Origin of the sequence: Thioalkalivibrio sp. ALE23 (assembly GCF_000378545.1) — a bacterium.
In the GTDB taxonomy this organism is placed as follows: Bacteria; Pseudomonadota; Gammaproteobacteria; order Ectothiorhodospirales; family Ectothiorhodospiraceae; genus Thioalkalivibrio.
On record NZ_KB900033.1, the window covers coordinates 66,259 to 86,938 of the forward strand.

The 20,680-nt window shown below is 68.3% G+C and carries 19 protein-coding genes and 1 pseudogene; 6 read left to right on the plus strand and 14 right to left on the minus strand.

All coding sequences use genetic code 11. The features are described from left to right. Positions 1-41: 41 nt before the first annotated feature. Positions 42-605: a molybdenum cofactor biosynthesis protein B gene (gene moaB / locus F573_RS0107050; protein ID WP_019021991.1), complete on the minus strand. Its 564-nt coding sequence runs from the start codon at positions 603-605 to the stop codon at positions 42-44. A 55-nt stretch (positions 606-660) separates the two neighbouring features. Here moaB and rluB point away from each other — a divergent pair, with 55 nt between their 5' ends. Continuing rightward, positions 661-1,590, plus strand: coding sequence for a 23S rRNA pseudouridine(2605) synthase RluB (rluB, locus tag F573_RS0107055; protein WP_019021992.1), 930 nt, complete (start codon positions 661-663; stop codon positions 1,588-1,590). 3 nt (positions 1,591-1,593) lie between these two features. Further along, positions 1,594-2,265: an endonuclease III domain-containing protein gene (locus F573_RS0107060; RefSeq protein WP_019021993.1), complete on the plus strand. Its 672-nt coding sequence runs from the start codon at positions 1,594-1,596 to the stop codon at positions 2,263-2,265. Between the two features lie 33 nt (positions 2,266-2,298). Here the strand turns inward: F573_RS0107060 and F573_RS0107065 are convergent, their stop codons facing one another. The 3 genes from F573_RS0107065 to F573_RS0107075 all read right to left on the minus strand — a co-directional run bounded on the left by F573_RS0107065 (position 2,299) and on the right by F573_RS0107075 (position 6,578). Further along, positions 2,299-3,663: a sigma-54-dependent Fis family transcriptional regulator gene (locus tag F573_RS0107065; RefSeq protein WP_019021994.1), complete on the minus strand. Its 1,365-nt coding sequence runs from the start codon at positions 3,661-3,663 to the stop codon at positions 2,299-2,301. 502 nt (positions 3,664-4,165) lie between these two features. Then, a complete protein-coding gene (gene cydB, locus F573_RS0107070; protein WP_019021995.1) occupies positions 4,166-5,167 on the minus strand; it encodes a cytochrome d ubiquinol oxidase subunit II in 1,002 nt (333 codons plus the stop codon). A gap of 4 nt (positions 5,168-5,171) precedes the next feature. Further along, entirely contained in the window at positions 5,172-6,578 is a 1,407-nt protein-coding gene (locus F573_RS0107075; protein ID WP_019021996.1) for a cytochrome ubiquinol oxidase subunit I, read from the minus strand. 374 nt (positions 6,579-6,952) lie between these two features. Between F573_RS0107075 and F573_RS0107080 the strand changes: the two genes are divergently transcribed. Both F573_RS0107080 and F573_RS0107085 read left to right on the plus strand, forming a co-directional pair. Next, positions 6,953-8,317, plus strand: coding sequence for an NAD(P)/FAD-dependent oxidoreductase (locus tag F573_RS0107080; RefSeq protein ID WP_019021997.1), 1,365 nt, complete (start codon positions 6,953-6,955; stop codon positions 8,315-8,317). A 70-nt stretch (positions 8,318-8,387) separates the two neighbouring features. Continuing rightward, entirely contained in the window at positions 8,388-9,143 is a 756-nt protein-coding gene (locus F573_RS0107085; RefSeq protein WP_019021998.1) for a metallophosphoesterase, read from the plus strand. Here the strand turns inward: F573_RS0107085 and F573_RS0107090 are convergent. Beyond that, on the minus strand, positions 9,140-9,898 hold the full coding sequence (locus tag F573_RS0107090; protein WP_018869338.1) for a hemerythrin domain-containing protein: 759 nt from the start codon (positions 9,896-9,898) through the stop codon (positions 9,140-9,142). The genes F573_RS0107085 and F573_RS0107090 overlap by 4 nt on opposite strands. Then, positions 9,891-10,436, minus strand: coding sequence for a hemerythrin domain-containing protein (locus tag F573_RS0107095; RefSeq protein WP_018869339.1), 546 nt, complete (start codon positions 10,434-10,436; stop codon positions 9,891-9,893). The genes F573_RS0107090 and F573_RS0107095 overlap by 8 nt, the downstream gene beginning before the upstream one ends. Positions 10,437-10,611: 175 nt before the next feature. Between F573_RS0107095 and F573_RS14215 the strand changes: the two are divergent. After that, a pseudogene (locus F573_RS14215) lies at positions 10,612-10,770 on the plus strand (GreA/GreB family elongation factor); the annotation flags it as partial. Between the two features lie 9 nt (positions 10,771-10,779). Here the strand turns inward: F573_RS14215 and F573_RS0107105 are convergent. The 7 genes from F573_RS0107105 to F573_RS0107135 all read right to left on the minus strand — a co-directional run bounded on the left by F573_RS0107105 (position 10,780) and on the right by F573_RS0107135 (position 17,792). After that, positions 10,780-12,222 (minus strand): DNA polymerase Y family protein, encoded by a 1,443-nt coding sequence (locus tag F573_RS0107105; protein WP_026300842.1) that lies wholly within the window; start codon positions 12,220-12,222, stop codon positions 10,780-10,782. A 155-nt stretch (positions 12,223-12,377) separates the two neighbouring features. After that, entirely contained in the window at positions 12,378-13,031 is a 654-nt protein-coding gene (gene imuA / locus F573_RS0107110; RefSeq protein WP_018869342.1) for a translesion DNA synthesis-associated protein ImuA, read from the minus strand. Then, positions 13,028-13,672 carry a transcriptional repressor LexA gene (lexA, locus tag F573_RS0107115; protein ID WP_019022001.1) on the minus strand — a complete coding sequence of 215 codons (645 nt, stop codon included), beginning with the start codon at positions 13,670-13,672 and terminating at the stop codon, positions 13,028-13,030. The genes imuA and lexA overlap by 4 nt, the downstream gene beginning before the upstream one ends. Positions 13,673-13,735: 63 nt before the next feature. After that, a complete protein-coding gene (locus F573_RS0107120; RefSeq protein WP_038033265.1) occupies positions 13,736-15,247 on the minus strand; it encodes a S10 family peptidase in 1,512 nt (503 codons plus the stop codon). Next, entirely contained in the window at positions 15,247-16,020 is a 774-nt protein-coding gene (locus F573_RS0107125) for an FKBP-type peptidyl-prolyl cis-trans isomerase (protein ID WP_019022003.1), read from the minus strand. Before F573_RS0107125 ends, F573_RS0107120 begins: the two co-directional genes overlap by 1 nt. 71 nt (positions 16,021-16,091) lie before the next feature. Further along, complete coding sequence (locus F573_RS0107130) at positions 16,092-16,880, minus strand: ABC transporter permease (protein WP_019022004.1); 789 nt, start codon at positions 16,878-16,880, stop codon at positions 16,092-16,094. Positions 16,881-16,886: 6 nt separating this feature from the next. Continuing rightward, positions 16,887-17,792, minus strand: a complete 906-nt coding sequence (locus F573_RS0107135; RefSeq protein ID WP_019022005.1) for an ABC transporter ATP-binding protein — start codon at positions 17,790-17,792, stop codon at positions 16,887-16,889. A gap of 215 nt (positions 17,793-18,007) precedes the next feature. On the opposite strand from F573_RS0107135, the gene F573_RS0107140 reads away from it, so the two are divergent. Then, positions 18,008-19,366: an NRAMP family divalent metal transporter gene (locus F573_RS0107140; protein ID WP_019022006.1), complete on the plus strand. Its 1,359-nt coding sequence runs from the start codon at positions 18,008-18,010 to the stop codon at positions 19,364-19,366. A gap of 11 nt (positions 19,367-19,377) precedes the next feature. On the opposite strand, the gene F573_RS0107145 is transcribed toward F573_RS0107140, so the two are convergent. Continuing rightward, positions 19,378-20,661 (minus strand): thioredoxin family protein, encoded by a 1,284-nt coding sequence (locus F573_RS0107145; protein ID WP_019022007.1) that lies wholly within the window; start codon positions 20,659-20,661, stop codon positions 19,378-19,380. Positions 20,662-20,680 lie beyond the last annotated feature (19 nt).

Genomic DNA, 20,680 nt, shown 5'->3' on the forward strand with positions numbered 1-20,680 from the left:
GCGGTCAGGGGATCGGTCAGGGGGCTGACCTCCTGCGCGTCTCAGATTTCCTTCAGGCGCGGCATCAGCATGGTCAGGTTGCAGGGCATGGTGCGGTCGTCGAGCTGGGCGCGGATGATGCGATCCCAGGCGGTGCGGCAGGCGCCGGTGGAACCGGGCAGTACGAAGATATAGGTGCCGTTGGCCACGCCGGACAGGGCGCGCGACTGCAGGCTGGAGGTGCCGATCTCTTCCCATGAAAGCATGCGGAACAGTTCGCCGAAGCCCTCGATCGTCTTGTCCAGCAGCACCGACACCGCCTCGGGAGTGCCGTCGCGGCCGGTGATGCCGGTGCCCCCGGTGGTCAGGATGGCGTCGATCTGCGGGTCCGCGATCCAGCGCGAAACCACCGCGCGCAGGGCGTAGATATCATCCGGCCGGATGTCGCGCTCCGCGAGCCGATGGCCGGCCTTTTCCAGCCGTTCCACCAGCGCGTCCCCGGAGCGGTCCTCGGCGGTGGAACGGCTGTCGGAGACGGTCAGTACGGCGATGTTCAGGGGCGTGGTGACGGGATCCCCGGTCTCATGTTCGGCGTTATTGCCGGCTTCGGGCGTGTGCGTGCTCATGGCGGTTTCCGGTTGGTGTATCGTGGGCAGTCATCATAAACAGTGGCAGGACTCGATGCAGGAACGGGTACAGAAGGTCCTCGCGGCCCGCGGGCTGGGTTCGCGGCGCGAGATCGAGGGGTGGATCGAACGCGGCGAGGTGCAGATCAACCAGAGCACCGCCGGACTGGGCGATCGCGTGGGGCCGGATGATGTGATCCGGGTGCGCGGCCGCGTGGTCACGCGACCCGAGTATCCGCACCGCTGGATCGCCTATCACAAGCCGGTCGGCGAGATCTGTTCGCGCTCCGATCCCGAGGGACGGCGTCCGGTGTTCGCCAGCCTGCCGAAGCTCAAGGGCCAGCGCTGGGTTGCGGTGGGCCGCCTGGACCTCAACACCTCCGGGTTGCTGCTGTTCACCACCGACGGCGAACTGGCCAACGCCCTGATGCATCCGGCCGGTGCGATGGAACGTGAATATGCCGTGCGCGTGCTGGGGGAAGTCCCGGAAGAGACCCGGCGGATGCTGCTGGAGGGCGTTGAACTGGAGGATGGTCCGGCCCGTTTCGATGCGCTGGAGGCCGGTGGCGGCGACGGGGCGAACCAGTGGTATCACGTGATCGTGAGCGAGGGGCGTAATCGCCTGGTGCGGCGCCTGTGGGACGCGGTCGGGGTCACGGTCAGCCGCCTGATCCGGGTGCGCTACGGTCCGGTGGTGCTGGGGCGCGGGCTGAAATCGGGCGCTGCGCGTGACCTCGAGGTGGGCGAAGTGGCCGCGCTGTATCGCGAGGCGGGGCTGAATGTGCCGGAGAACCTGCAGCCGCCGCAGAAACGTCGCGGCACACGGCCGAAAAAGAAAAAGGGCGGGGCAGCCGGTGGTCGCGACAAGGGCGAGGGCTGGAGTTCGTCACGTCCGGGTGCCGGGGCGAAGACCGCAAAATCCGGCAAGCCCGGCGCGCGCCAGGGCAGGGGAGCGCGCAGCGGACGCGGCCGGCCGGGGCGCTGACTCATGATCGACGGGACTGACACCGCGGCGCCGGACTGCCGTACGGTGCTGGAGCGGCTGCATGCGCATTATGGCCCGTTGCACTGGTGGCCCGCCGAGACCGCGTTCGAGGTCATGGTCGGGGCGGTGCTGACGCAGAACACGGCCTGGAGCAACGTGGAGCGCGCGCTTGCGGCCCTGCGCGAGGCGGATGCGCTGACGCCGGCGGGGATGGCGGCCCTGGAGCCGGAGGAACTGGCCGAGCGGATCCGCCCGTCGGGGTATTACAACGTCAAGGCCGGGCGCCTGCGGCACCTGCTGGCGTTCCTCGAGCGGACGGGCGGGATCGAGGCGCTGTCTGCGCTGGAGACCGGGTCACTGCGGGAGGCCCTGCTGGGGGTGAAGGGCATCGGTCCGGAAACGGCCGATGACATCGTGCTGTACGCCTTCCACCGCCCGGTGTTCGTCGTGGATGCCTACACCCGGCGACTGTTCGAACGCCTCGGGCGACCGCATGCGCGGGACGGCTACGAGACGCTGCGGGCTTCGGTGGAGGCCGAGCTGGGTGCGGATACCGTGGCGTTCAACGAACTGCATGCGCTGATCGTGGAGCACGGCAAACAGCGCTGTCGGCCACGGCCGCTGTGCGACGGCTGTCCGCTGGGGGATCGCTGTTACGGGGTTGTCACGGGCTGATGCGCCACGCGGAGCGGCACCGGCGGGTGCGGCTCAGAGGTCGTCATCCAGCCGCTGCAGGTGCCGGTACAGGCTGCGCTCGCTGAGTCCCAGACGCGCCGCCAGCGAGCGCCGGTCGCCCCGATGCACGGTGGCCGCGTAACGCAGGTATTCGCGTTCCACTTCCTCCAGCGGGCGGATCTCGCCGCCGGCCAGCGCGCGCGGCGGCGGCAGATCGCGGTCGTCGACGCCTTCGGTCACCTCGGTGCCCAGGTGTTCCGCACGGATCTCCTCGCCGTCGCTGAGCAGCGCGGCGCGTTCCAGGATATTGCGCAGCTCGCGGATGTTGCCGGGGAAGGGATAGCGTTCCAGCACCTCGCGCGCGCCCTGACTGAGATACGGGCGGGCCGGCAGTTCGAGGCGCTCGAACAGGGCCTGGGACAGGATCGGGATGTCGGCCTTGCGTTCGCGCAGCGGCGGTACGCGAATGGGAAAGGTGCTCAGCCGGTAATAGAGGTCCTCGCGAAATTCCCCTTCGCGGACCAGCTGGCGGAGATCACGGTGCGAGGCACAGACCAGGCGGAAATCGGCGCGCCGCGGTTCGGTGCTGCCCACCCGCCGGAAGGTCCGGGTCTCCAGCAGGCGCAGCAGCTTGACCTGCAGCCCGTGGGGCACGTCGCCGATCTCGTCGAGGAACAGCGTGCCACCGGCGGCGGACTCCACCAGCCCGGCCTTGGCATGGGTGGCCCCGGTGAAGGCCCCGCGTTCATGGCCGAAGAGCTCGCTTTCGAACAGGGTCTCGGTCAGGCCGGAGCATTCCACCGGCACGAACGGGCCTTCCGCGCGGCGGCTCTGGTCGTGCACGGCACGGGCCACCAGCTCCTTGCCGGTGCCCGACTCGCCCTGCAGCAGCACCGATGCCTCGCTGGGCGCGACCCGGCTGACCAGCCCCAGCATCTCGTTGAAGGCGGCGGACTGTCCGACCAGCCCCTGTTCCCCGGCCTGCGGCGACGAGACCGGAAGGTGGTGCAGAACCTCGATCAGGTAGCGCAGCTTGCCGTCGGAACCGTGGATCGGGAACATCTCGACATCCACGTGTTCCTTGCCGCGAGCCGTGTGGTGGACGTGCAGCGTGCGGTTGGGCTTGCCGGTGGCCAGGGTGTCACGCAGAGGGCAGGTCTCGCCCGCTTCGTCACAGGGCCGCCGGAAGTCGTGCGAGGCTTCGTAGCAGCGTTGCCCGTTGCCCCCGGCATCTACCTCGTACAGATGCCGATAGGCCTGATTGGCACCCAGGATGTCGTAATCCGGCGACAGCAGGATGGCGGGCTCCTGAAACACGTCGAGGATGCTGACCACCTCGTCGCGGTCCAGGCCGCGTGTCCATTGAGGCACGGATTCTGTGGGCAACTTTTCGTTCACGATGCTGACGGCTCCGGTGTCCGGGAATGGGTCCCTGCGCGATGCAGTGTCTCCCGTGTTCCCGGTTGGAGTCATGTTCCCGCATCGTGTTCCGGTGCTCCGCAAACAAAAAACGCCACGAACCCGAAGGTTCGTGGCGCCCAGGGAGACACTGCCCCGTATACGCGTTCGTGCTCGAGTCGCTTTTGCGCGCTGACAAGGCGCGGTGAGTGAAGTGTAGCCGCGCTACATGAACGAGCCGCAACGCCGTCAGCGGGCAAAAGCGGCCGAGCCCCTTCGGGGTTGGAGTCCCATGTTCCCCGATTCTGCGTTGCGGCCCTTGCCGGTAGAACCACTACCGGCAGCGCGCCGCGCCTGGTCTCGGAAAACATGGGACACCAACACGAACGCGTATACGGGGCAGTGTCTCCCTTACGCCCCGCAGCGGGCGGTTGCTTGCGAGCCGGGTCCGGAGAGAGAGAGAAAGACCCGGTCGCAAACCCTGAACGGTCAGGCGATGGCGCTAGTGGTAACCCGCGTCCGCCGTGACCTTGCCGCGGAAGACCCAGTAGGTCCACGCGGTGTAGCCGAGGATGATCGGGATGATGAACAGCGCCCCGATCAGGATGAACAGCTGCGCATCCGGGGAAGATGCGGCGTCCCAGAAGGTGTAGTCCGGCGGGACCACGTACGGCCACTTGCTCACGATCAGCCCCAGGAAGGTGAAGATGAACAGGGCGATCGTGGCGACGAACGGCAGCCCTTCGTGGCGCCGGCGCACCGAGCGCAGGATCTGCCAGGCCGCCAGCAGCGCCAGGGCCGGAAGGACCCACAGGATCTCGAAGGTGCCCATCCAGCGTTCCATGACCTTGGCATCAATGAACGGCGTGATCGCACTGACCAGCCCGAACACCACCAGCACGGCACCCAGCAGCCACGGGGTCACGCGGTAGGCGAATGCCTGGGTTTCACCCTCGGTCTTGAGGATCATCCAGGTCGCGCCCAGCAGGGCGTAGCCGGCCATCAGGCCCAGACCCGTGAGCACCGTGAACGGGGTCAGCCAGTCCAGCGCGGTGCCGGCGTAGTTCAGGCCGTCCATCTGGAAGCCCTGGATATAGGCCCCGACGACCGCCCCCTGGGCGAAGGCCGCCACCATCGAGCCGATCGCGAAGGAGGCGTTCCAGCCGCGCCGCGATTTCGCCGAGCTCGCCTTGAAGCGGAACTCGAACGCGACGCCGCGGAAGATCAGCCCGGCCAGCATCAGGAACACCCCGATGTACAGTGCCGGCAGGAACACCGAGTAGACCAGCGGGAAGGCCGCCAGCAGGCCGGCGCCCCCGAGGATCAGCCAGGTCTCGTTACCGTCCCAGACCGGGGCGACCGAGTTCATCATGATGTCGCGTGACTGCTCGCCGGGGGCGAAGGGAAAGAGGATCCCCACACCCAGGTCAAACCCGTCCATCAGGACGTAGCCGACCAGTCCGACGGCGATGATCACGACCCATACCAGTGTGATATCGACCATGGTTTCAGCTCCTTGCGTCAGCGGCAGGGTTGTCGTTGAACGGCGTATCGGCCGCCGACAGCGGGCGCTTGGCGTGCTGCGGCTCCTGCACCGGTTGGTCCGGCTCCGGACCCTTGCGCACGATGCGCACGATGTAATAGACGCCGGCGGTGAACACCACGGCATACACCGCGATGTAACCCAGCAGACTGAACAGCGCCATGCCACCGGTCAGCGACGGCGTGAGGCCGGTCGCGTGGTCCATGATTTCGTAGACCAGCCAGGGCGCACGGCCCGTTTCGGTTACGAACCAGCCCGCCAGCACCGCGACGAACGGCGTCGGGATCATCCAGGTCAGGCCCTTGAGGAAACGCTCGGACTGGTACAGGTCGCCACGGAACCGCAGCCAGGCGCTCCACAGGGCGAACCCGATCATGACGAAGCCGATGGCCAGCATGATGCGGAACGACCAGAAGGTGATGCCGACCGGAGGACGCTCCTCGGCAGGGACTTCCTTCAGCCCGGGCACTTCGCCGTCCAGCTCGTGGGTCAGCACCAGCGAGGCCATGTTGGGCAGGCCGATCTCGAAGTGGTTGGTCTCGTTGGCCGAGTCGGGGATGGCGAACAGCAGGAACGGGGCCCCGCGTTCGGTCTCCCAGACCCCTTCCATCGCCGCGACCTTGGTCGGTTGATGCTCGAAGGTGTTGAGGCCGTGGATGTCGCCCACCACCAGCTGGGCCGGGGCGGCGAACAGCAGGATCCACATGGTCACGCCCAGCGCCTTGCGGTTCATCTCGACGTGCTTGTTGCGCAGCAGGTAGTAGGCGGAGACGCCCGCCACCACGAAGCCGGCGGTCAGCAGCGAGGCCAGACCCATGTGGAAGAAACGCGGCCAGAAGCTGTCGTTGAAGATGGCCTGACCCCAGGAAGTCACCTGGAAAACTCCGTCAACCAGCTCCACACCGCCGGGCGTCTGCATCCAGCTGTTGGCCACCAGGATCCAGAACGAGGAGATGAAGGTGCCCAGTGCCACCATCATTGCCGCGAAAACGTGCACGCCCTGCGGCACACGGTCGCGACCGAACAGCAGTACGCCGAGGAAGGCCGCCTCCAGGAAGAACGCAGTGATGACCTCGTAGGACAGCACCGGCCCGAGGAAATTGGCCGTGGCATACGAGAACACGCTCCAGTTCGTGCCGAACTGGAAGGACATCACGATCCCGGAGACCACCCCCATGCCGAACACGACCGCGAAGATCTTGATCCAGAACTTCGAGATCCGGGTGTACAGGGCATCACCGGTCTGCCAGGCCCGGAACTCCAGGAAGGCGATGAACGAGGCGAGCCCGATGGTGAATACCGGGAACAGTGCGTGAAATGACACGACGAATGCGAACTGCAGTCGTGACAGGAGTAAGGGGTCAAGCTCCATGGCATTGCCTCCGTGAACGATTGAGAGAGGACGCGTGGTGCGTTCCGCCCGGATGACAATCAAGTTGCGTGCCAGTTCTCGCTCTGGCGTGCGTGTTCGCGCTGCGACGCGGTTTGCGGCATCGGTCCGGGACGAGCCTCGTAGTCCCGGGGTGTTGTACATGCCGCACATGACAGTCTGGAACATGGAAATGACAGTCACGGCAGACAAAGCGTCCGGAGTCGGGCGGCCGAGGCGCGCGGAAAGCGGTTTTTGCGGGTTTTGTGGCACTGGCACGAAAACTGTATGTCAGAAGGGTTGAAGCGCGGCGCCACCGGCGACCGCTCCGGAAAAAGACGCCCCGCGGGATGACGGGGTCGCGAGGAGGCATACACATGACAGATCGCAATAAGGCAGGTTCGTCGAAGGCACCGCTGGTATTGCGGGACGGACTTTCGCGGCGGGACTTCCTGAAACTGACCGGCGGGCTGACCGCCGCGGCAGCCGTGGGGTCCGCGCCCGCGGCGGCGCAGGCCGGAGTGCAGACCCGCGCGCGGATCGTTGTGCTGGGCGGCGGCGCCGCCGGGCTGACCGTGGCGGCGCGGTTGCGCGACCTGCTGGACGGGGCGCGCATCACCGTGGTGGAGCCGAGCGAGACCCATCACTACCAGCCCGGCTGGACCCTGGTCGCGGCCGGGACCTATTCGGTCAGCGACGTGACCGCGCGCAACGAGCATTACATCCCGCGCGGCGTCGACTGGAAGAAGGACTACGTGGCCGCAGTGGATCCGGAGAGCCAGGTGGTCGAGACCGCCGGCGGCGATCGTCTGGATTATGACTTCCTGGTCGTGGCCACCGGGATCCATCTGGATTACGAGGCGATCGAAGGCCTGGAGCGCGCGGATATCGGGCAGAACGGCCTGACCAGTATCTATGCCGGCCCCGAGCAGGCGCGGCATGCCTACGAACAGACGCAGCGCCTGGGCGAGCAGGGCGGGGTGGCCCGCTTCACCATTCCGAATACGCCGATCAAGTGCGCGGGTGCACCGATCAAGGCGACCCTGATCGCGGAGGACCTGCTGCGCAAGGCGGGGCAGCGGGATCGCATGGAATTCCACTATCACGCCCCGGAAGGCGCGCTGTTCAGCGTCGAACGTTTTGACGGGATGGTGCGCGACATCTATCGCGAGCGCGGAGTCGGGATCGAATCCGGGTCCGTGCTGCAGGGCGTGGAGCCTGAGCTGCGCCGTGCGACCTTCGTGGACGGCGACGGTAATCGCGAGACGGTGGACTACGACTACCTGCACGTGGTGCCGCCCATGCGCGCCCACGACTGGGTGCGCGAGGCCGGTCTCGCGGTGGAAGACGGCAGTCTGGCGGAGGGCGGCTGGCTGGCCGTGGACGACCAGACCCTGCAGCATGCCCGCTACCCGAACGTGTTCGGCGCCGGCGACGTGGTGGACACGGCGATTGGCAAGACGGCCTCCACGGTCCGGGCCCACGGGTCGGTGACCCCGGACAACCTGGTGTCGGTGCTGCAGGATCGCGAACCGCAACAGCGTTTCGACGGCTACACCTCCTGCCCGCTGATCACCGAGGTCGGCAAGGCGGCCCTGGTCGAGTTTGACTACACCCTGGAAGAGGTCCCGACCTTCGGCTTCATCGATCAGGGACAGCCAAGCTGGATGTGGTGGCGACTGAAGGTGCACATGATCAAGCCGCTGTACTACAACATGCTGCGGGGGCGTTACCTCCGCTGATCGCGGGCAGCGCGCGCCCGGGGGCGGGGATGCGTTAGGGTAGGCGCATTCGCGAACCCCCGGGAGCGGCGTGGCACCCGATATTCTGTTCTATGGCGATCCCCATGGCCTCTTCGATCCCCTGATCGAGGCGGTGGCCCGCCATCGTCCGCGTGCGGTGGTTCTGCTGGGGGACATGGAGCTGCGCGAACAGTCGCTGGATGCAGTATTGGCGCCGTTGCGGGAAGCCGTGGCGGCGGGCGCCACGATGCCGGCGATCTACTGGATCCCCGGCAATCACGAGAGTGATACCGATGCGGCCTGGGCGCATGTGTTCGGCAGTTCCTATGTGGCGGGCAATTTGCACGCGCGTGTCGCGGAAGTGGCCGGCCGGCCGGTAGCGGGTCTCGGCGGGGTGTTCCGTGGCCGCGTCTGGTACCCGCGGGGCCCGCGCTGCAAGGCGCCGGTCTTCTTCACCCGAAGCGAACATGTGGCGCAGCTCCCCGAACGGGATCGCTGGCAGGGCGCCGGGGATCGCGAGCCGGGTCTGCCCCGGCGCCATCGCACCTCCATCTATCCCGAAGACATCGAACGCCTGCGCGGGCTGCGGGCCGACATCCTGATCACCCACGAGGCGCCGTCGCCGCATGCCAGCGGCTTCGACACCATCGACGGCCTGGCCGAGCTGCTGGGGGCCGGGCTGATCGTTCACGGGCACCATCACCAGGACTACGAGGCGCATACCCCGGACGGGGTGCGGGTGCGCGGCGTCGGGCGGGCCGGGGTGGTCGGCCTGTATCCGGACGGCCGGCTGGAGACCCTGACGCCCGGCATCGACGATCCTTAGCGGGCAGGCCCCCGGGAACGATCCGTTTCCGGCGAATCCTCCGTTTCGTCCGTCTCGCCGGGGACGATGAGCATGCTCCGGGCCTTGCCGAAGAGTTCGCGCGCGACATCGGGTTGTTCGCGCAAATGCCGGCTCCAGTGGGGAAACAGGTTCTGTTCCTCGCGTCCTTCGTGTTTGGCCAGACCACCCGAGATCAGGGCGAAGAACGGTGCGATGGCCCAGGGTTCGTCCACGCCCTCGGTGAATTCGTGTTCCAGCATCGCGGTCTGGTCCAGCAGCTCCTCGTGTTCGCGCAGCATGATCGAGGTCGGGTCATCGCCGCGGGGATGGCGCGGCAGATCGAGCAGCGGGACGATCAGTTCGTTCTCCACGTGTACGTGGCGTCGCAGTCCGGCGACGTAGGCATGAAACGCCGGGGCTGCGCCCTCGGCGTCGCCGGCATTGACCCGGTGCAGGGCGCTGGCGAACAGGCGGTCGATACGCAGGTGGTCGCGGGTGAGGAGATCGACCAGGTCGACGGGCTCGGTGTCGTCGCGCCGGCGGACCCGCAGGGTCCACAGCGGCGGGCCGGCCTCGACGGTTTCCCAGTGGATGGCATGACGCAGTTGCTGTGCGACCGCGGCCATCAGCAGTTCGGGCTCTTCCTCCACCAGCACGTCGAAGGTCTGACCGGCGCCGAGTTCGCGCAGGGTGTAGTAGGCGCGGGTATGGGCATGGTCGCCCAGCCCGCGCAGGTCGAGAGTGAAATCAGCCATGGGGTTCCGGTTCCAGGTCGCGCCGGCGGGCCATGGATTCGCCGATGGCGCGGCATTGATCGGCGTCCAGCAGGTGTTCGGCCAGCGGCAGCACGGCTTCTTCCTCGAGGGCCAGATGGCGGCGGTACTGGTCGATCCATTCCGCCGCGCCGTCCAGCGAGGCATCGCGTCCTTCGGCGATGTCGAGCAGGGCCGGCTCCAGCCGGGACCAGCCGTTTTCCAGGGTTTCGTGCTCCGCGGTAAGACGGTCCAGCCAGTCGGGCAGCTGGGGATGGCAGTCGGGATGATGGCCAAGGCCCTTGAGCCGCGGGAACAGATCTTCGTCCTCGTCGGCATGGTGGTGCGGTGCGGAGGCATGGAAATATTTCAGCAGCCGCTGGGCGGCGGCCTGGGCCTCGGCATCCGCACCATGATCGGGGACATGGGCCTGCAGGCGGTCGAGCGTCTCCAGACAGCCCTTCAGGCGACGATGACAGGCACGCAGGACTTCGAGGGGGCGATCGAAGCCGGGCAACGGTTCGTTCATCTGGAGATTCATGCGGGCCTCGGGATGCACATCTGCCCCCTGTGTAGCAGTTCGGTGACCGTGTGGCCTTGATGCGGATCACATCGTGCGGAGGGTTTGTCTTTTGTGTCATTCGCCCCCAGAATCGATGGGACAGAGGCACCGGCGTCCGCGTGCCCGGCTTTGTAGTGTCCGTCGTTGCCGCGGCGGCCTTTCCCTGTCGATCATGGCGCCGGTGGGCAGTGCCCTGCTCGGGCTCTCGGAGGGCGAGGAGATCGAGTGGCTGCGTCCGGGCGGGGGCGTGATGCACGTGCGCATCGACAAGGTGCTGTTTCAGCCGGAGCGGGCGGGCGAACACCACCGGTAACCGCGGGGGCTATCCCCAGTAGCCCTGGCGATACCATTGCCCGCTGCGCAGGCAGCGGAACACCCAGACCCCGCGACCGCGGGGGTCGCGCGCCAGGGCATAGTCGCGGCGCTGATCGTTTCCCCGGTCCCACCAGCCGTTTTCCATGCGTCCCAGGGGCTGCAGCCCCTGCAGATCCGTGGCCGCTGCCGGCACCGGCGCGTGCACCCACAGGGCCGTGCCGCAGGCCTGCTGCGCGGGACCGGGCGTGGATCGGCCCCGTTGCAGGGTGGAGCCGACGGGCTCCTGCGCGTCTTCCGGGGCCGGGGTTCCCCGGTTGCTCAGGCCGCCGACCTTCTGTGCCCCCAGGCGCGCCCGCAGGCGGGCAAGCACGGCGGGCAGGTGCGTGCCCGGGTTGTTCTCGCCGGCGGGGTCTCCGGTCAGCAGGCCGTCATCGGTGGCGGGCGGGTCCAGCAGGTCGGCCGCGTGCAGGCGCAGGCCGATGACCGGGGCCTGCAGGGTTTCGCGCTCCAGTCGGGTCTGCCACAGGCTCAGCCAGTCCGCCGCGCGGATGCCCGGCTGGCCGCGTTCCAGGCTCAGGCGGGTGGTGGCCTCGCGATGCCGCAGTTCCAGCTGCATGCGCTGCAGGCTCAGGGCCCGCCCGCGCAATTGCTGCTCGGCCTGCTGCAGCAGGCGGCGCAGCGGGAACACCAGCGCGGTGCTTGCGCGGATTTCGTGATCCAGGCGCAGGGCGAGTTCCAGGGTGGCCGGGGGACAAAAGCGCGGCAGGGCCTCGCGGGCATCGCCCAGCAGGCGGTCGATGGTCTGCAGCAGTGCCGGTTCGTGGCGTCGTGCCAGTTCCGCGCGCGGCAGACGCAGCAGGTCACCGAACATCCGCAGGCCGGTGGCCTGTAGGGCCTCGCGGGTGCCCGCGGGCAACGGCAGGGTGTTCAGCGGGAAGCGTGCCAGATTGCGGCGCAGGGCGTCGCGGTCCTCGGGGATCTCCGGGTGCCGGTGCGTGGCGAACAGCCGTGCAGCGGCCGGGCTGCGGGCCATGCCGGTGCGCGGCTGGAAACCCAGTTCGCGCAGCAGGGCCTCCACGCGTTCGCGCAGGGCCGGAAGCCCGCCGAACAGGCGCCGGCTGCGCCCGGCCTCGAGCAGGATGCGCTGCTCTTCGGGTTCGGGATGCACGTGGTCGCTGAACTGCAGCAGGGCGGCGGCCAGCTGGTGAATCTCGCGCGCACGGGCCGCCGGGTCGTCCTCGATCAGTTCCGGGGTGTCCAGCAGGGCCAGGGCATCGCCCAGGGGCATGCCCGGACGGGCGCCGGCGCGGCGCGCGGCACGGTTGGCGGCATGCACCCGGGGGCGTTCCCCGCGTTCCACGATCAGCAGGGGGTGCTGCGCGAGACGGTCGGCATCCGCGCGGCGGCGGGCCTGGAGGTCCAGGGCCAGATGCGGAAGCTGCACGGCCAGCCAGCATTCCCGGGCCTCCGGCGCGGGGACGGGAGCGGGGTCAGGTTCCCGCGCCGGCTCCGGGAGCCCCGGGAGCCCCGGGAGCAGTTGCAGGGTCGGACCCGGGGGGGCTTGCTCCGTGTCGGGTGCCGGCCGCGCAGGGCGTGCGTCCGGGATCACGGGGTGCCCTCCGCGGGAGGCGGGTGTGCCACGGAGAGATCCAGCGGCCGGCCGCGCCGGTACCGGGCGCCGCTGCCCTTGATGAAGTGCAGGCGCAGGCCCCGGCCATGGGGCTGCCATTGCAGGCGCTGATGTGCGGGTGAGGGCTGTTCCGCGGCCTGTGGTGGACGATGGAGCACGGCACAGGCGCGGCTTTCGCCGGCCGCCAGGCGCAGACGCCGCAGTCGTGCGGTCTCCGCGGGGCCATGGATCCAGATCAGCAACACGCCAAAGGCCGGGTCGCGCAGGCACTGTTCCGCACTCCACAGGCGTTCGCCGTCCTGGTCGGCCCGCACCAGCAGGACCCGCTCCGGGGGAATGCCCAGCTGTTGCCAGCCGGGGAGCCAGGGGGTGGCCGGCGGGCCGATCAGGGCGATCCACAGCCGTGCGCGCCCGCAGGCGGCGAGCATCGGGACCAGCAGGCGGGTCTCGCCGCTGCCGAAGGGCGCGCCCAGCAGTTCCACCAGCTGGCCGCGCGGCCAGCCGCCGCCCAGGGCCGTTTCCAGTTCGGGTGTCCCCGCTGGCCAGACCGCGTCGCCGCTGGCGGGGGCGCCCTGGCGGCCGCGCCACAGGGACGGGTGTTCCAGCAGTGAGTCCAGGGCGCGGCTCATTCCCTTTCCAGATCGCGCAGCACGCCCACGCCGATCCCCTCGATCGCGAGTTCGCGGCGCTCGGGGTCGATCTCGATGGGGGCGAAATCCGGGTTTTCGGGCAGCAGGCGGATCCGCGAACCATCGTGGTGGAAGCGCTTGACCGTGACCTCGTCCTCGATGCGCGCGACCACGATCTGGCCATCCCGGGCCTCCGGCGTGCGGCGCACGGCGAGCAGGTCACCGTCGAGGATGCCGGCATCGCGCATGCTTTCGCCGTGTACCCGCAGCAGGTAGTCGGGGCGGGCGCGGAACAGGGCGTCGCCGAGTTGGTAGTGCCCCTCGATGTGTTCGGTGGCCAGCAGCGGCGAGCCGGCCGCGACCCGGCCGATCAGGGGAATGCCCTCCGCCCCGGACGGCGTGGCGGGCGAGGGGCGCGTGTCGGGGGACAGGCGGATCCCGCGGGCCGCCCCGCCCACCAGTTCGATCGCACCCTTGCGCACCAGGGCCTTGAGGTGGCATTCCGCCGCATGCGGCGAGCGGAAACCGAAGGCCGCGGCGATCTCGTTGCGCGTAGGCGCGGTGCCCTGGGTGGTCACCACCTCGGTGATGTAGTCGAGGATGGCCTGCTGGCGCGGGGTGAGCGACGGGACGGACGACACGGGGGCGGCTCCGGATACTGTTCATAATTACAGTAACCGGAGGGCGCCCGGGTCGGCAAGCGGTCAGTCGGGGTCCGCTTCAGCTCCGTCTTCTGCGTGTCCGGTGTAGAAGCGCCGGGCGTCGTCGAACAGCCCGGCGTTGGTGTCGGCACGCATGTACAGCATGTGCCCGCCGGGATAGCGGCCGGTGACGATGCGCTCGTCGTCGCCCGGGTCCGCGGCATGCGCGATCTGCCCCAGCAGCCATTCGGTGGCGAAATAGGGGGTGATCAGGTCGGCCTCGCCGTGCACGCTGAAGATGCGAAAGCGGGGATCGAGTGCCAGGGCGGTGGCCAGGTCGTCCATCGCCGAGGCCGGGCCGGTCCGCTGCGAGCTGTCCCAGTCCCAGGCACCGAAGACCTCGCGGCTGAGCAGGCGATACTGATGCCCGTGCGACCAGTCCAGGGTGTTGCGCAGGTGGTCCAGCATGGCGGTGGACAGCGGGGCCACCAGACCGTCGAGGATGGCATCGGCCCGCGGCCGCGTGCGGGTCGGGACCGGATCCGGCGAATCGATCCCGCCATCGTACAGGCTGACCAGCCGGCCCTCGTCTCGCAGCAGGCCACGCTGCGCCATGTTCAGGGTGATGCGGCCGCCGGTCGCGCGCAGGTGGTCGCGGTCGATGCCGGTGAAGCGGGCCACTTCATCGATCCAGTCGGCGTCGATCCGTCCCGGGTGCAGCAGCCCCTCGAGATAGTCCCCCAGCGCGAATGCCTCCGCCTGCTCGAGGCTCGGCGGGTCATCGCCCAGGCGGTCATGCGCGCGTGCCGAGGCGGTCAGCGCCGGCAGCATCAGGGCGTGCGGGAGCGGACGGCCGGTGCCGCCCTCGAGCATGCCGAAATCCAGCGCGGGGGAGACCAGCACCGTGCCCGAGACGCTGATGCCGGAGTTGCGCATCAGCCGCGCGGGCAGGGCACCGGCGCGATAGCCGCCATAGCTTTCCCCGCCGAGGTACACCGGGTCGCCGCGCCGTCCGTGGTCGTCCAGCCAGCGTTCCAGGGTTTCTTCCAGGGCGGCCAGGTCGCCCTCCGGCTCGAAGAAATCTTCGGGATCGCCGGCCTCCATCACCCGACTGAAACCGGTGCCCGGCGGATCGATGAAGACGAGGTCGGTAAACGCCAGCCAGGTCTTCGGGTTGTCCGTCAGCCGTGGTGGCGTGGCGGCCGACAGGCCCCGGTCGTCGGTGTCCAGGACCCGCGGTCCGAGTCCGCCGACGTTGAGATAGGCCGAGGCCGCCCCCGGGCCGCCGTTGAACAGGAAGGTCACCGGGCGGTCGGTGTCTTCATCCTCCACCGTGTAGGCCACGCTGAAGACCCGTGCCTCGGGGTGTTCGCGATCCTCGCCCAGCGGGGTGTAGCCGACCGTCGCGCGGTATTCCAGCCGTTCGCCGTCCACCGTTTCAAGCGAATGCGTGGTGGTCACCGGCTCGGGGAGTACCGCCGGAAGGTCCTCACGATTGTCTTCTTCGCCCGGTGCCGGGGCAGCGAGCAGCAGCAGGACCAGACCGAGGGCCCCGGGGCCGGCGTGTCGCCGCATCAGCAAACCGCCGTCTCCTCGGTGTCGGGGCAGTCGTGCTGCACCACGCGGTCTTCTTCCAGCCAGTGCTTGATGCCGTCGGTGACGTTGTAGACGTCCTCGTACCCCAGACCGTCGGCCAGCGCGCGGGCCAGCACGCCGGTGCGGCTGCCGGTGCGGCAGATCAGGACCACGGTGTCATCCGGGTCTACCGCATCGGTGAACGCCTGACCGAATTGCGGAATGAACTGGCCGCGTTCGTCGAAGGCGGTCATGCGCAGGCTGCCTTCGACCACCCCGGTCTCGGCCCATTCGTCGGGCCGGCGGATGTCGACCACGGTCACGTCGTCGCGTTCCAGCATCCCGGCCAGTTCGTTATTGTTCAGGCCGCCGAAGGGCGCCCGCTCCACTTCCAGGATCTCCACTTCGAAGCGCAGAGTGGCGTTCGGCGGGATCACGTCACCGGCGCCGCGTGACCCGTAGCCCAGTTCCGGCGGGATGATGATCTCGCGCTTCCCACCCTCGCGCATGCCCTCCAGGCCCTTCTCCCAGCCCGGAATGACCTCGCCGGCACCCAGGGTCAGGGTGAACGGCTGGCCGCGGTCACGACTGGAATCGAAGGGTTCGCCCTGATCCTCGCCGTCCTCGTACACCCAGCCGGTGTAATGTACGGTCACGGTGTCATGACGCACGACCTCGTCGCCGTCGCCTTCCTCGATGTCACGGATTTCCACGTTCTGCGCCAGCGCGGCGGCCGGCAGGGCCAGAAGGATTGCAAACAGCCAGTTCTTCATCGATTCGTACCTGAAGGTGATGGAAAGGGTTCGTTTTAGAGGACAACGCGAATCATTGGAGCATTCCCGCTCTATTGCAACAGCCGGCGGCGGATGCGGTAGCTGGCCACGCTGATGGCCAGGACCCCGTAGCCAGTGATGACCGCGAGATGGGGCAGCCACCGGACCGGCCATTCGCCGGTCATCAATGGCCGCACCAGCTCGATCACATGAGCCAGCGGCAGCATCCAGGTCAGGGTCTGCACCCAGCCGGGGAGCTGTTCCAGGGGGAAGAAAACCCCGGACAGCAGCAGCATGGGGGTGACCGCCAGGGTGAAGTAGTAGAGGAAGAAGTCGTAGCTGCGCGCCAGCGAGGTGATGACCAGCGCCAGGGCGCCGAAGGTGAAGGCGGCGAGAAAGATCACCGGCAGTGCGAGCAGGGCGCGCGCATCGGCCACCAGGCCCAGCAGGCTGGCCACGATCAGTACGGTGATCGCGGAGATCAGGCCCTTGGTGGCCGCCCACACCGCCTCGCCGAACACGATGTCGTCCAGCGTGAGCGGGGTCGCGAGCATGCCGAGCCAGGTGTTCTGTTCCGCCATGCGCGTATAGGCCGAGTACATGCCCTCGAAGCTGGCGGTCATCATCGCGCTGGAGGCGACGATGCCGGAGGCGATGAACACCATGTAGCGCATGCCGTCGACCTCGCCCACCATGGCGCCGAAGCCGACCCCGAACGCCAGCAGGTAGAGGATCGGTTCGCCGAAGTTGCCGACCACCGCGGGCAGCAGCAGCTTGCGCCAGACCCGCAGGTTGCGGCGCCATACGGCGAACAGGCGCGGGCCGGGCCGGGGCAGCAGGGGGTGGGTGCGCTGGCGCATGGGTATTCAGTCCCGCAGGTCGTGGCCGGTGAGCTTGAGGAAGACGTCCTCGAGGTTGGCCTCGCGCAGGCCCATGCGTTCCCCGCGCGCCTCCAGCCGGCCGCGCAGGCCTTCCGGGTCGGGGGTGTAGATCAGCCAGGTGTCGGCGACCTGGTGGGCGCGGTCGCGCGGCCCCAGTTCGTTTTCGATGGACGCGGCGGCGCCGTGGCCGGCGACCGTGGCCACCCAGGGCTCGACGTGCTCGCGGATCAGCCCGGCGGGCGTGTCACAGGCGATGATGCGGCCATGGTCGATGATCGCGATGCGGTCGCACAGCTCTTCGGCCTCCTCCATGTAGTGCGTGGTCAGCACCAGGGTGACACCCGAGGCCCGCAGCTCGCGCAGCTGTCGCCAGAGGTGGTGACGGGCCTGTGGATCGAGTCCGGTCGTGGGTTCGTCCAGGATCACCGCGGCCGGGTCGTTGATCAGCGCGCGGGCGAGGGTCAGGCGCCGTTTCATGCCCCCGGACAGCGACTGGATGCGCGCGTCGCGCTTGTCGCTCAGGTTGACCCGCTCCAGCAGGGCATCGACCCGCGCCTGCAGCACCGGGCCGGACAGGCCGAAGTAGGACGCGTAGGTGAACATGTTCTCGCCCACCGTGAAATCCGGGTCGAGGGTATCGAACTGAGGGACCACCCCGAGGCGGTGACGGATCCGGCGCTCGCCTTCGGGCATCGTCTCGCCGAGCACCTCGATGTGACCGGCATCGACGGGGCTGAGACCCAGCAACATGCGCAGGGTGGTGGTCTTGCCCGCGCCGTTGGGGCCCAGCAGGCCGAAGAACTCGCCTTCCGGGATGTCCAGATTGACGCCGTCCACCACCGGCGTGCCGTCGTACCATTTGCGCAGGTCCTGGATGCGGATGGCGGTCAAGGGGTGTCCTTTTCGCAAAACGAGTAGTCGGGGTCCCGCACAGTGTAAGGCGTTCCCGCCGGGTGCCGCGAAGGGGGCAGGACCGCGCGGGGATTTCCGGTGCCCATGGTCGTCGCCGGGGCAATGCGCTACCCTTCGCCGCGTTTGCGCGCAGGCGCGCTCCTGCAAAGGCAGCAGCTCTGCGGCAGACTGTTCCGGCCAACGCGAGGTGATCCATGCAGTTGTTCTGGCAGCCCCGGACGGATCTGGGCAAGGCGATCGGGCCGGGCATCCTGATGGCCGGCGCCGCGATCGGCGGTTCCCATCTGGTGTCCTCGACCCAGGCCGGTGCACTCTACGGCTGGTCCCTGCTGGGATTGTTGCTGCTGGCCAACCTGTTCAAGTACCCGTTCTTCCTGTACGCGGTGAAGTACCGCGCGGCCACGGGTGACACGATCCTGCATGGCTACCGGCGCATGGGGAAGGGCTTCCTCGCGGCCTTCTTTGGCCTGAATCTGGTCAATGCCTTCCTCAATACCGCGGGGGTCGCGTTCATCTCCGCCAGTCTGTTTCTGGCGTTCCCGTTCGTGGATGCCGCCGATTACGTGACCGGGATCGCCATCGGCATCCTGTTGCTGTGTGCCGCCATCATCATCGCCGGGCATTATCAGCTGCTGGACAAGATCGCCAAGGTGGTGGTGTTCCTGCTGGCGGTGTCCACCCTGACCGCGGTGATCGTGGCGATCTGGCAGAGCGCGGAGATCCCCGAGGGGTTCGTCGGGCGCGACCCGTGGGACCTTGCCTCCATCGGCTTCATCATCATGTTCATGGGCTGGATGCCGGCGCCCATCGACATCGCGGCGTGGCCGTCGCTGTGGCGGACTTCGCGCGAGATCGAGACCGGCCACCGCGCCACGGTGGGCGAGTCGACCACCGATTTCCACATCGGCTACATCGTGACCGTGGTCCTGGCGGTGTTCTTCCTCGCCCTGGGTGCGCTGGTGATGTACCGCGCGGGCGCAGGGATCGAGCTGGCTGACATGACGGCCGGCGAGTTCTCCGCTCGCTTCATCGAGATGTATACCTCGACCATCGGCGACTGGGCGCACTGGCTGATCGTGCTGGCGGCGTTTTCGGCGATGTTCAGTACTACCCTGACCTGCATGGACGGCTGGCCGCGCTCACTGGCGATGAGCACCCTGCTGCTGTTCGACCGCCCGGAGACGGGGCTGCGGCGCACGCTGGTCGCATGGCTGCTGTTCACGGTGGTGGCCTGCATCGTGATCATTCAGTTCCTGCTGACCGATCTGCTGGCGATGCTGCAGTTCGCGATGGTGGTGTCGTTCCTGACCTCGCCGGTGTTCGCCTGGCTCAACTATCGCGCCATCCAGCGTCCCGAGGTGCCGGAAAAGGATCGCCCGGGACCGGTGCTGCACGTGCTCTCGTGGGCGGGCATGGCGTTCTTCGTGGTGTTCACGCTGCTGTTCGTGGTGTGGTTCTTCGGGCTGCAGGATGCGGCCGAGGAAGAACGCGAGCGGATGCAGGAGGAGGAGCAGGCCCTGGTCGTCCCGTTCGAGCCGACGGCCCGGGTGTGACAGGAACCTCCTCAGTTCGAGGCGCGTGCTCGGGTGAGCCGGCGCACGATCAGTGTCAGCAGGATGGCCACGCCGATCGCCCCGATCGCGAACACCGGGCTGGAGAGCAGGTCCGGGCGCAGCAGCAGTAACAGGCCCAGCGCCAGCATCATCATCCCGGACAGCAGTTTGAGCAGACGCCCCTCGTGTTCCTGCAGCTTGCGGTTGCCCAGGGTGAAGGCGAACAGGGCGACGATCGCCAGCATCGGCAGCACGTAGATCAGGTTGTACGCGACCAGATAGCCGTAATAGCTCACCGCGCCGGGATCGTGGGTGGTCAGGATCCGGGTGTAGATCATCGGGAAGCCCAGGGTGCACAGGATCTCGTAGAGGTTGACCACCACCGCCAGGACCACGGTGGCGCCCAGCACCCAGGGCAGGCTGTCGGCCTGGGTCAGCTCGCGCATGCGGCGGAACAGGCCCGGCCGGGCCGAATCCGGGATGCTCAGCGATACCCCGCGCTTGAACAGGAAGTAGTCCTTGATATTGATCAGCGCCATTGCCAGCGCCACGGCCCCGGCGATGCGCGTGATCAGAGGCATCTCGCCGAGTACCAGGAAGGCGTTCAGCCAGGCGGTCATGAAGGTGAAGTAGATGACCCCCGAGATGGTCACGAAGACCCCTCCGATCAGCAGGATGCGGCCCCGGCTGCGGCTGTGCACCACCACGCTCAGCAGGAACAAGAGGACGAAGAAGGCGCAGGGGTTGAACGCGTCGAAGCCCGCGAGAAGCAGCGTCAGCGCCGGCAGGGACAGCCGGTCGGGGTGCAGCTCGCCGAACAGGGGCAGGCGCAGCGGCTCGGCCCCGGTCCACAGCGTGCGTTCCAGCTCGGGCGGTTCGCCGGCCTGAACCCGCCGGTGACAGGTCTCCAGCAATTCGCGCAGCCGGGCCTCCTGACGTCCGCGCGTGTCGAACCCCTCCAGCATCGCCCCGCAGAACAGGAAACCGGGCACCGCCCGGGCCTGTTCGCCACGTTCGGCGGCCATCTGGCGGTAGAGCGAGCCCAGTTGCGGGTGTGCGGTGAGGTCGTAGCTGCGCACGGCCAGCCAGGGGTAGTCCTGCGCCAGCTGATGGACCACCGGCAGCGCGTCCAGACAGCGCGGACACTCGCGGGTCCAGAAGAAATGCAGGGTGATGGTGGGGGCGGCCTCGTCGGCGTCGTCGGATTGCCCACCCGGAGTCTGGGCCTGGGCGGTGCCCCCGGCGAGCGAGAGCAGCAGGAAGCCCATCAGTATCCAGGCCAGTCCCGCGAACATCCGTGCCGGATGTCCGTGG

Coding starts and splice junctions, on each gene's coding strand:
- moaB (WP_019021991.1), bottom strand. CDS start 605: ATGAGCACGCACACGCCCGAAGCCGGCAATAACGCCGAACATGAGACC.
- rluB (WP_019021992.1), top strand. CDS start 661: ATGCAGGAACGGGTACAGAAGGTCCTCGCGGCCCGCGGGCTGGGTTCG.
- F573_RS0107060 (WP_019021993.1), top strand. CDS start 1,594: ATGATCGACGGGACTGACACCGCGGCGCCGGACTGCCGTACGGTGCTG.
- cydB (WP_019021995.1), bottom strand. CDS start 5,167: ATGGTCGATATCACACTGGTATGGGTCGTGATCATCGCCGTCGGACTG.
- F573_RS0107075 (WP_019021996.1), bottom strand. CDS start 6,578: ATGGAGCTTGACCCCTTACTCCTGTCACGACTGCAGTTCGCATTCGTC.
- F573_RS0107080 (WP_019021997.1), top strand. CDS start 6,953: ATGACAGATCGCAATAAGGCAGGTTCGTCGAAGGCACCGCTGGTATTG.
- F573_RS0107090 (WP_018869338.1), bottom strand. CDS start 9,898: ATGGCTGATTTCACTCTCGACCTGCGCGGGCTGGGCGACCATGCCCAT.
- F573_RS0107095 (WP_018869339.1), bottom strand. CDS start 10,436: ATGAATCTCCAGATGAACGAACCGTTGCCCGGCTTCGATCGCCCCCTC.
- imuA (WP_018869342.1), bottom strand. CDS start 13,031: ATGAGCCGCGCCCTGGACTCACTGCTGGAACACCCGTCCCTGTGGCGC.
- F573_RS0107120 (WP_038033265.1), bottom strand. CDS start 15,247: ATGCGGCGACACGCCGGCCCCGGGGCCCTCGGTCTGGTCCTGCTGCTG.
- F573_RS0107125 (WP_019022003.1), bottom strand. CDS start 16,020: ATGAAGAACTGGCTGTTTGCAATCCTTCTGGCCCTGCCGGCCGCCGCG.
- F573_RS0107130 (WP_019022004.1), bottom strand. CDS start 16,880: ATGCGCCAGCGCACCCACCCCCTGCTGCCCCGGCCCGGCCCGCGCCTG.
- F573_RS0107140 (WP_019022006.1), top strand. CDS start 18,008: ATGCAGTTGTTCTGGCAGCCCCGGACGGATCTGGGCAAGGCGATCGGG.
- F573_RS0107145 (WP_019022007.1), bottom strand. CDS start 20,661: ATGTTCGCGGGACTGGCCTGGATACTGATGGGCTTCCTGCTGCTCTCG.